Here is a 7,505-nt window from a genome sequence, read left to right on the forward strand (position 1 = left end):
CCCCAGCCCGTCGGCCTCGGCCACTCCCTCGGTCGACCCGAACGCGCTGCCGGCCGGCTGGAAGCTGCACCGGGACCCGGAAGGCTTCGCCCTGCCGATCCCCGACGGTTGGGTGCGCCGCGACGCTGGTCAGAACACTGTCGTCTTCGACGAGTCCAACGGGCCGGGGGAGCTGCTCGTGCAGTGGACGCCGACCCCAAAGGACGACGCCTACAAGGACTGGCAGCGCATCGAGCCGGACCGCAGAGAGATCGTCAAGAACTACCAGAACCTCGGCATCAAGCGCTGTAACTTCTGGAAGACCTGTGCGGACTGGGAGTGGCTGGAGACTCGGGACGGGCAGCGGATCCACGTCCGCAACCGGGGGTTCGTGACGGCCAGCAACCGGGGCTACGCCCTGCGGTGGGAGATCGCGGAGAAGGACTGGCAGGCCAACCTGCCGAACTTCGACCGGATCGCCAAGGGTTTCGTGCCCGACCGGCAGGACTGAAACTCATTCGCATGACCTTCCGTCGTCCGGGGTAATTGACCTTTGACGACGGAAGGAGGCACGACATGGGTTACCGACGGAGGGACACTCGGCCCCGGCTGGCACTGTGGATGCTCGTGGCGCTCGGCGACGCGATTCTGCTGCTGGTCAGCGCGGGGGTTTCGGTGCTCGTCGCACTGCTCGGCGTCGTGATCGTTGCCGGCCTTGGCGTTGCTGCCTGGCGGATGACCCGCCGGGGCGCGCTGGCTCGTGAGGATGCTGTGGTGCCGGCCCTGAGCCGGCGGCGGGCCTGACCCGTACCCGGTGGTGTGGCGGCAGCCGGACCGATTGTCGACCGTGCTGGTGACCGTCGATCCCGCTGCCGCCAACGGCCCGGTCAGGTGTTGTTGGCCAACGCGATCAGGCGGCTCCGGTCGCCGTTCCAGTAGTTGCGGTCCACGTTGCCGCTGATCCCGGAGACCGCGCCGGTGCTGGTGTACTGCCAGAAGCTCCACACCGACGCGCCGGCCGGCAGCGTGCCCGGCGCGCTCGCCCATCGGGCCAGCCAGAGCGGGTGGTTCGCCCACGGGCCGGTCCAGCTGCCGGTGCACTGGTTCCACCAGCTCGTGGTGGTGTAGATGACCGCGTACCGGCCGGTGCGGGAGCGGTAGGTGTTCAGGAAGTCCTGGATCCAGTTGCGCATCCCGGTCGTGCTGAGGCCGTAGCAGTAGCCGCCGCTGTACGGGTTGCCCTCGATGTCCAGCGCGGCGGGCAGGGTGCGGCTGTCCGCGGACCAGGCGCCGCCGTTGGACGCCAGGTAGTTGGCCTGGGTGGAGCCGGCGGAGATGTTCGGGCGGGCGAAGTGGTACGCCCCGCGGATCACCCCGGCGTTGTACGCGTTGACGTAGTTGGCGTTGAAGTTCGGGTCCTTGTAGCTGGTGCCCTCGGTCGCCTTGATGAAGGCGAACTGGATGCCCGCGTTGCGGACGCTGGTCCAGTTGATGCTGCCCTGGTAGCGGGACACGTCGATGCCGGGTGTGGTGGCTGCGGCCGCCGGTCCGGCGGTCGCTACCAGGGCCGCCGCCGCGGTGGCGAGGACGGTGAGGCCGGCCGCGAGTGCGCGGCGCAGCGTTGATGAGGTACGGGCCATGAGTGCCTCCAAGGACGTCGCTCTATCGACGTCCATCTTTGGAGGTAAGTGCCCTAGATCGCAAGGGCGGCTGAAAAAAGCTTCATCGGTGGCCGTCTGTCGCCCTGGTGACGAGAGGAACGGGTCAGCGCAGTGTGGCCGGGTCGAGCTGCCAGCGGAACGGCTCGACGACTGTCAGCGTCTCGCCGGGCTTGGCCACCTGGTCCTCGACGTAGTGCTCGCCGTCGAGCCGGAACAGCCGCAACGAGTGACCGTCCCCGTCCTGCTCGACCAGCAGGTACCAGAGGATTCGCGCGATGGCGTAGAGCTGCATCTTGACCAGGCGATCGGCGGCTCCCGTCGAGCAGCTCGATCCGGTCCGGGGTTTCACCCAGGGCGAAGTAGTCGGCCTCGGTCCAGAGCCCGACGTGGTGTCCCAGGGGTTCCGCACTCATCAGCGCTCACCTCCCGCTTCACTCGCCACCCGATCAGTCTCACCGGATACGAGCCGGTGCCTCGGGAGCGACACGGAAACGCCGCCGGTAGGCTCGCGCCCCATGATGTCGATCGACGGGCTGGGCGAGAAGTGGGACACGTTGTTCGGCGCGCAGCCGGACCCGCCCGCGCTGCTGGTGCTGATCACCGGGGCGGTGGCGCTGGTGGTGGTCTCCACCCGGCTGCCGTGGCGGATCGCCCGTAACGCCATCACCATCGCGCACGAGGGTGGGCACGCCCTCGTCGCCCTGCTCACCGGCCGCAAGCTGCGCGGCATCCGGCTGCACTCGGACACGTCGGGTTTGACGCTCTCCGCCGGCCGTCCCACCGGGCCGGGCATGATCCTCACCCTGCTCGCCGGATATGTCGCACCGCCGTTGGTCGGGCTGGCCGGCGCCTGGCTGCTCGGCGGCAACCGGATCACCCTGCTGCTCTGGGTGGCGGTGGCGCTGCTGCTGGCCATGCTCGTCATGATCCGTAACGCCTTCGGCGTGGTGTCGTTGCTGGTCACCGGCGCGCTGGTGTTCGCCGTCTCGTGGTACGCGACGCCGCAGGTCCAGGCCGCCTTCGCGTACACCGGGGTGTGGTTCCTGCTGCTCGGTGGGGTGCGGCCGGTGGTCGAGCTGCAACGGCTGCGCTCCCGGGGCCGGATGCCCGCCTCCGACGCCGACCAACTCGCCGGGCTCACCCCGTTTCCGGGGTTCTTCTGGGTGAGCCTCTTCGCAGTGATCAACCTCGCGGCGCTGATCGCCGGCGCACTCCTGCTCGCCGGCCCGTTCCTCACCGACGCCGGCCTGGCCAGCTAACGGAAGGCAACCGGCGGGCGGCGCACCGGGCGGAAGGCGCACGGGCGGGCAGAATGAGGCCATGCGATACGTGATCATCGGGGCGGGCGCGGTCGGCGGCACCATCGGCGTACGGCTGGCCCAGGCCGACCGGGACGTGACAGTGGTGGCCCGCGGCGCCCACCTGGACGCGATCCGGAGGCGGGGTCTGACCCTGCGGCAGCCCGACGGTGAGGTCACCGCCCGGCTCGCGGCGGTGGACCGGCCCGGTGACCAGCCGCTGCCAGCGGACACCGTGCTGATCCTCACCGTGAAGTCGCAGGACACCGCCGGCGCGTTGGCCACCTGGGTGGACGCGCCGGTGGTCGGCGGCGGCACGGCCGGCGAACGTCTGCCGCTGGTGACCGCGCAGAACGGGGTGGCCAACGAGCGGGCCGCGCTGCGGCTCTTCGCCGACGTGCACCCGGTCTGTGTCTGGCTGCCGGCCACCCACCTGGACCCGGGCGTGGTGGTCGCCAACGGGTACCCGCACCCCGGGATGCTCCACATCGGCCGGTACCCCGCAGGTGCCGACGACACCGACGCGGCGATCGCCGCCGACCTGACCGCCGCCGGCTTCGTCGCCCCGGTCCGCGCCGACGTGCTGCGCTGGAAGTACGGCAAGCTGCTCAGCAACCTCGGTAACGGCCTGCAGGCGCTGCTCGGCCGGGACATCCCGGACGCGCTGGCCGAGCGGGTACGCGCCGAGGGCGTCGCCGCGCTCGCCGCCGCCGGCATCGCGCACACCTCGCCGGAGGAGGAGAAGGCCGAACGGGGCGACCTGGTCGGGCAACGCCCGGTCGCCGGGGAGGCCCGTTCCGGCGGCTCCACCTGGCAGAGCCTGGCCCGGGGCACCGGCTCGACCGAGGTCGACCACCTCAACGGGGAGATCGCCCTGCTCGGCCGGCTGCACGGCGTACCGACACCGGCCAACGTGGCGGTGCAGCGGGCCGTACGCCGGGCGGCCCGGGAGCGGATCGCGGCCGGCGCGTTCCCGCTCGCCGAGTTGGAGAAGATGATCGCCTGACCGGGGCAACCGACCACCCCGCGCGGTGCGTGTTCCCAGCGACCGACACGGGGAGGTAGCTGGTGCCGGACGTCGACGGGTTCGACGAGTTCTACCGGGGGAGTCGACAACGACTCCTCGGGTTCGTCTACGCCCTCACCGGCGATCGGGGCGAGGCGCAGGACGCCGTGCAGGAGGCGTACGTCCGGGCGTGGCAGCGCTGGTCGACGGTCAGCGCGTACGACGACCCGGAGGCGTGGGTTCGGGTGGTGGCCAGTCGGATCGCGGTCAGCCGCTGGCGCAGTCTGCGGAGCAGGGCCCGTGCCTACCTGCGACACGGGGCCATCGAGAGCGTTCCCGGGCCGGGCACCGACACCGTCGCGGTGGTCGCCGCCCTGCGCCGGCTGCCCGAGGAGCAACGCGTCGCCATCGCCCTCTACTACCTGGTGGGCATGCCTGTCGCCGAGGTCGCCCGGGAGACCGCGGCCCCGGTGGGCACGGTGAAGGCTCGACTCTCCCGGGGGCGCGCTGCGCTCGCCGGTCTGCTCGCCGTCTCTGACCTGGAGGAGGCCACCGATGCGTGACGACCCGACCTTGGTCGAACAGATTCAGCGCGACCTGCGGGACGTGCGCTGGCTCGGCCCGGAGGAGATCCGTGCCCGAGCCCGTCGCCGCAGCCAGCGCAGGATCGTGGCGGCCACCGTCGTGCTGGCCCTCGCCGGGGTGTCCGCCGCCGCGGTCGCCGCGCCGAGGACATCTCCGCCGTCGGCCCTTCCGGCCGCCTCCGCCTCGCCCGACGCCACGCCGACCCAGCACGAGATCACCACCGACGCCCTGCTCCAGCCGGCCGACCTGACGCGCCCGATCGAGGTGCAGCTCAGCCAGGCGGGCATGGGGGAGCCGGTCCGGGTCGACGCGATGCTCGATCAGTGCCGGGCGAACCTGGGGCTGCCGGAGGGGTGGCGGTTCTCCCGCCTGTCCCGCTCACAGACCCTGCTTCGGGCGCGTCCCGCCGGAACCGAGCCCGGCAACGCCGACGTCCTCGTGATGCAGGACGTCTACCGGATGGCCACACAGGACGAGGCGACGTTGACCCTCGTGACCCTCCAGGGTCTGGTGGACCCGTGCGACGAGTGGCGCAGCCGCGGGCCGTACGAGCGGAAGGGGCAGACCGGTACGGCGGAGGCGGTGCACCGGTGGCAGGTCCGGCCGCTGGACTCTGGGGGGCAAGGCGGCGTCCTGCTGACCCACACGATTTCCCAGGCCCGGGACGTGAACACCGGCGCGACGCTCGACGACGAGACGCGCCCGACCAACACTGCGGTGGTGCAGGTCGGCGATCTCGTCTCGGTGCTCAGCCTCGGTCGCGACGGCACCGAGGCGGAACTCCAACAGTTCGCCGTCGCGGCCGTGGCGCGCCTGTGCCCGAACGCCAACGCCCCACCCCCGAACTGCTGAGGGCGCCGATCGAGGGAACTGGACCCCGCGTTACAGCGGGATGTTGCCGTGCTTCTTCGGCGGCAGGGTCTCCCGCTTGGTGCGCAGGATGCGCAGCGCCCGCACGATCTGGGTGCGCGTCTCGTGCGGCGGGATCACCGCGTCGACGTACCCCCGCTCGGCGGCCACGTACGGGTTGGCCAGGGTGTCCTCGTACTCGGCGATCTTCTCGGCCCGGACCGCCGCCGGGTCCTCGGCACCTGCCAGCTCGGAGCGGTAGAGGATGTTCACCGCGCCCTGCGCACCCATCACCGCGATCTGCGCGGTCGGCCAGGCGAAGTTCAGGTCCGCGCCGAGGTGCTTGGAGCCCATCACGTCGTACGCCCCGCCGTACGCCTTGCGGGTGATCACCGTGACCTTGGGGACGGTGGCCTCGGCGTACGCGTAGATGAGCTTGGCGCCCCGGCGGATGATGCCGTCCCACTCCTGGCCGGTGCCGGGCAGGAAGCCGGGTACGTCCACGAAGGTCAGCACCGGGATGTTGAACGCGTCGCAGGTGCGCACGAACCGGGCTGCCTTCTCCGAGGCGGCGATGTCCAGGGTGCCGGCGAAGTGCATGGGCTGGTTGGCGACCACACCGACCGGTCGCCCCTCGACCCGGCCGTAGCCGACCACGATGTTCTGCGCGTAGAGGGGCTGGACCTCGAGGAACTCCCCGTCGTCGAGGACGTGCTCGATGACGGTGTGGATGTCGTACGGCTGGTTGGCGGAGTCCGGGACGAGGGTGTCCAGCTCGCGGTCCTCGTCGGTGATCGTCAGGTCGGCGGGGGCCTCGACGACGACCGGCTCGTCGAGGTTGTTCGACGGCAGGTACGACAGCAGCGCCTTGACGTAGTCGACAGCGTCCTCCTCGTCGGTGGCGAGGTAGTGCGCGTTACCGCTGCGGGAGTTGTGCGTACGCGCGCCGCCCAGCTCCTCCATGCCGACGTCCTCGCCGGTCACCGTCTTGATCACGTCGGGGCCGGTGATGAACATGTGCGAGGTCTGGTCGACCATCACTGTGAAGTCGGTGACCGCGGGGGAGTAGACCGCGCCGCCGGCGCAGGGGCCCATCACCAGCGAGATCTGTGGGATGACACCGGAGGCCCGGACGTTGCGGAAGAAGATCTCACCGTAGAGGCCGAGCGAGACGACGCCCTCCTGGATGCGCGCGCCACCGGAGTCGTTGATGCCGACCACCGGGCAGCCGATCTTCATGGCCAGGTCCATCACCTTGACGATCTTCTCGCCGAAGACCTCGCCGAGCGAACCACCGAAGACCGTGAAGTCCTGGGCGAAGACGCACACCTGCCGGCCGTCCACCGTGCCGTAGCCGGTGACCACACCGTCGCCGTACGGCCGGTTCTTCTCCAGCCCGAAGGCCGTGGACCGGTGCCGGGCCAGTTCGTCGAGTTCGACGAAGGATCCCTCGTCGAGCAGCATCTCAATCCGCTCGCGGGCGGTCTTCTTGCCGCGCGCGTGCTGCTTCTCCACGGCGCGGGCCGACCCGGCGTGCACCGCCTCGTCGACCCGGCGCTCCAGGTCCGCCAGCTTGCCCGCGGTGCTGTGCATGTTGGTCCCGGTCTCGGTAGTCACCCTGGGAATATAACGATGGTTCAGGTGGGTGCCCCTGTGCAGTACGCCTCAGTGTCGATCAGGGCACCGCCGTAGGCTGGCGGAATGCCGGGTTCCCCGTACACCGATCTGGACCGGCCGCCGCTGTCGGCGGCCCGGCTGCGCCGCGCGTTGGTCGCGCCGAACGGGCCGTGGGCCCGGCTGGAGTTGCGGGCCGAGACCGGCTCCACCAACGCCGACGTGGCCGAGGCGGCCCGGACCGACGAGCCCGAGGGCCTGGTGGTGGTCGCCGAACGGCAGACCGCTGGTCGTGGTCGCCGCGGTCGGGTGTGGCAGTCGCCGGCCCGGGCCGGCATCGCGACGAGCGTGCTGCTGCGGCCCGGCGAGGCCGTGCCGGACCGCGGTTGGTCGCCGGCGGCACCCACGGGGTACGGGTGGCTGCCGTTGCTGGCCGGCGTGGCGCTGGTCGAGGCGGTGGCCCGGCTGGCCGAGCTGGAGGCCACCCTGAAGTGGCCCAACGACCTGTTGATC

The 7,505-nt window shown here is 71.1% G+C and carries 9 protein-coding genes and 1 pseudogene; 7 read left to right on the plus strand and 3 right to left on the minus strand.

What is annotated here, in order from left to right; genetic code table 11:
- Both KBX53_RS15800 and KBX53_RS15805 read left to right on the plus strand, forming a co-directional pair.
- Positions 1 to 490 (plus strand): annotated as a pseudogene (locus tag KBX53_RS15800) (serine/threonine protein kinase); the annotation flags it as partial.
- A 65-nt stretch (positions 491 to 555) separates the two neighbouring features.
- The gene (locus KBX53_RS15805) at positions 556 to 783 is read left to right on the plus strand and encodes a hypothetical protein (protein WP_030328904.1); all 228 of its coding nucleotides are present in this window, start codon (positions 556 to 558) and stop codon (positions 781 to 783) included.
- 83 nt (positions 784 to 866) lie between these two features.
- On the opposite strand, the gene KBX53_RS15810 is transcribed toward KBX53_RS15805, so the two are convergent.
- A complete protein-coding gene (locus tag KBX53_RS15810; protein WP_030328902.1) occupies positions 867 to 1,619 on the minus strand; it encodes a GH25 family lysozyme in 753 nt (250 codons plus the stop codon).
- Positions 1,620 to 1,743: 124 nt separating this feature from the next.
- Positions 1,744 to 1,932: a Uma2 family endonuclease gene (locus tag KBX53_RS36370; protein ID WP_247675686.1), complete on the minus strand. Its 189-nt coding sequence runs from the start codon at positions 1,930 to 1,932 to the stop codon at positions 1,744 to 1,746.
- Between the two features lie 223 nt (positions 1,933 to 2,155).
- Between KBX53_RS36370 and KBX53_RS15820 the strand changes: the two genes are divergently transcribed.
- The 4 genes from KBX53_RS15820 (at position 2,156) to KBX53_RS15835 (ending at position 5,381) form a co-directional block, all read left to right on the plus strand.
- Entirely contained in the window at positions 2,156 to 2,899 is a 744-nt protein-coding gene (locus KBX53_RS15820) for a M50 family metallopeptidase (protein WP_030328900.1), read from the plus strand.
- 61 nt (positions 2,900 to 2,960) lie between these two features.
- Entirely contained in the window at positions 2,961 to 3,944 is a 984-nt protein-coding gene (locus tag KBX53_RS15825) for a ketopantoate reductase family protein (protein ID WP_210860073.1), read from the plus strand.
- 62 nt (positions 3,945 to 4,006) lie between these two features.
- Complete coding sequence (locus KBX53_RS15830; protein ID WP_210860075.1) at positions 4,007 to 4,507, plus strand: SigE family RNA polymerase sigma factor; 501 nt, start codon at positions 4,007 to 4,009, stop codon at positions 4,505 to 4,507.
- Positions 4,500 to 5,381 (plus strand): hypothetical protein, encoded by an 882-nt coding sequence (locus KBX53_RS15835; RefSeq protein WP_210860077.1) that lies wholly within the window; start codon positions 4,500 to 4,502, stop codon positions 5,379 to 5,381. Before KBX53_RS15830 ends, KBX53_RS15835 begins: the two co-directional genes overlap by 8 nt.
- Before the next feature lie 30 nt (positions 5,382 to 5,411).
- Here the strand turns inward: KBX53_RS15835 and KBX53_RS15840 are convergent, their stop codons facing one another.
- Positions 5,412 to 6,995, minus strand: coding sequence for an acyl-CoA carboxylase subunit beta (locus tag KBX53_RS15840; protein ID WP_030328892.1), 1,584 nt, complete (start codon positions 6,993 to 6,995; stop codon positions 5,412 to 5,414).
- 84 nt (positions 6,996 to 7,079) lie between these two features.
- On the opposite strand from KBX53_RS15840, the gene KBX53_RS15845 reads away from it, so the two are divergent.
- On the plus strand, positions 7,080 to 7,505 hold a 426-nt coding region (locus tag KBX53_RS15845), incomplete at its 3' end, for a biotin--[acetyl-CoA-carboxylase] ligase (RefSeq protein ID WP_210860079.1).

It is taken from the genome of Micromonospora sp. M51 (assembly GCF_018070305.1).
GTDB classification, from domain to species: domain Bacteria; phylum Actinomycetota; class Actinomycetes; order Mycobacteriales; family Micromonosporaceae; genus Micromonospora; species Micromonospora parva.

Coding starts and splice junctions, on each gene's coding strand:
- KBX53_RS36370 (WP_247675686.1), bottom strand. CDS start 1,932: ATGCAGCTCTACGCCATCGCGCGAATCCTCTGGTACCTGCTGGTCGAG.
- KBX53_RS15820 (WP_030328900.1), top strand. CDS start 2,156: ATGATGTCGATCGACGGGCTGGGCGAGAAGTGGGACACGTTGTTCGGC.
- KBX53_RS15810 (WP_030328902.1), bottom strand. CDS start 1,619: ATGGCCCGTACCTCATCAACGCTGCGCCGCGCACTCGCGGCCGGCCTC.
- KBX53_RS15825 (WP_210860073.1), top strand. CDS start 2,961: ATGCGATACGTGATCATCGGGGCGGGCGCGGTCGGCGGCACCATCGGC.
- KBX53_RS15835 (WP_210860077.1), top strand. CDS start 4,500: ATGCGTGACGACCCGACCTTGGTCGAACAGATTCAGCGCGACCTGCGG.
- KBX53_RS15805 (WP_030328904.1), top strand. CDS start 556: ATGGGTTACCGACGGAGGGACACTCGGCCCCGGCTGGCACTGTGGATG.